The organism is Microvirga pakistanensis (assembly GCF_004458765.1).
In the GTDB taxonomy this organism is placed as follows: domain Bacteria; phylum Pseudomonadota; class Alphaproteobacteria; order Rhizobiales; family Beijerinckiaceae; genus Microvirga; species Microvirga pakistanensis.
In genome coordinates this window covers 1-1,235 of sequence record NZ_SPJX01000016.1, presented here as the reverse complement: position 1 = coordinate 1,235, position 1,235 = coordinate 1, and the positions used below count along the sequence as shown (strand labels likewise).

Here is a 1,235-nt window from a genome sequence, read left to right as displayed (position 1 = left end):
TGACCGTGGTTTTGGACCAGGCGCATTGAGAGCCTACTGCATGCTTGCGGATGTGGGTAGCTGCTGTGTGAGCGCCTCCATTGTCATGGGTGCGGGTGGCCGGTAGCCCAAGGATGAATGAGGCCGCACGCGGTTGTAGTGATCTCGCCAAGCGCCGATCACGATCTGAGCCTCCTTCAGGCTGTAGAAGATCTCCAGCTTCAGGCACTCGTCCCTGAGTTTCCCGTTGAAGCTCTCGTAAGTCACCGTTCTCCCACGGGCTGCCCGGCTCGATGTACAGGGGCTTGGTCCCGAGCTGCGCCAGCCACTCCCGCAGAGTCCGGGCGACCATCTCAGGCCCATTATCGCAGCGCACATGTTCAGGCACACCTTTGGCCAGCATGGCGTCCGCCAGCGTCTCGATCACCCCGAAGCTGTTGATCCGCCGTGCCACCTTCAGGGCCAGGCATTCTCGCGTGAACTCATCGATGAGCGTCATGATCCGCAGGCTCCGTCCATCATGGGTGTGCCCCTCAACAAAGTCGAAGCTCCAGACGTGATTGGCTCGCTCGGGCCGCAGCCGAATGCACGAGCCATCGTTGAGCCAGAGCCGGGCACGAGGCTTGTGCTTCTTGGGAACCTTGAGCCCCTCGCGGCGCCAGATGCGCTGCACCCAATCCCGCCCCACCTTCCAGCCGATCCGCTGCAGCAGGGCGGTGATCCGTCGATAGCCATACCGCCCATACTGCGCGGCGAGTGCAACGATGGCCTGGGTCAGGGTATCCTCGTCAGCCCGGAGGGTGGGCACGTAGCGCTGCGTCCCTCGTGGCTGGCTGACGATGCGGCAGGCGTGGCGCTCCGAGAGGCCGTACTCCTCCCGGATGCGGCTGACCACCTGCCGGCGCCGCTCGGGGCTTATAAGTTTCCCGAGGCGACATCCTTGAGGATCTGTTTCTCCAGGGAGAGATCAGCCACAAGCCGGCGCAATCGGGCGTTCTCCCGCTCCAAATCCTTCAGGCGCCTAGCCTGTTCGATTTGCAGACCGCCGTACTCTTTACGCCAGCGGAAGTAACTCTGCTCCGAGATGGCGGCGTCCTTGCAGGCGAGCGCGATGCTCTTGCCCTGGGCGAGCTGCACCTCGATCTGGCGCAACTTGGCGATGATCTGCTCCGAACTGAACCTCTTCTTCGGCATCTTGAGCTCCTTGGTTCCAGGTCAACTCTCTCAATCAACCTGGTCCAATTCCACCCAGTCAG

Annotated in this window: 1 pseudogene; it reads right to left on the bottom strand. The window is 62.3% G+C overall.

The window, feature by feature from the left end:
• Positions 1 to 33 precede the first annotated feature (33 nt).
• Positions 34 to 1,173: pseudogene (locus E4K09_RS01500) on the bottom strand (IS3 family transposase).
• Between the last annotated feature and the right edge of the window lie 62 nt (positions 1,174 to 1,235).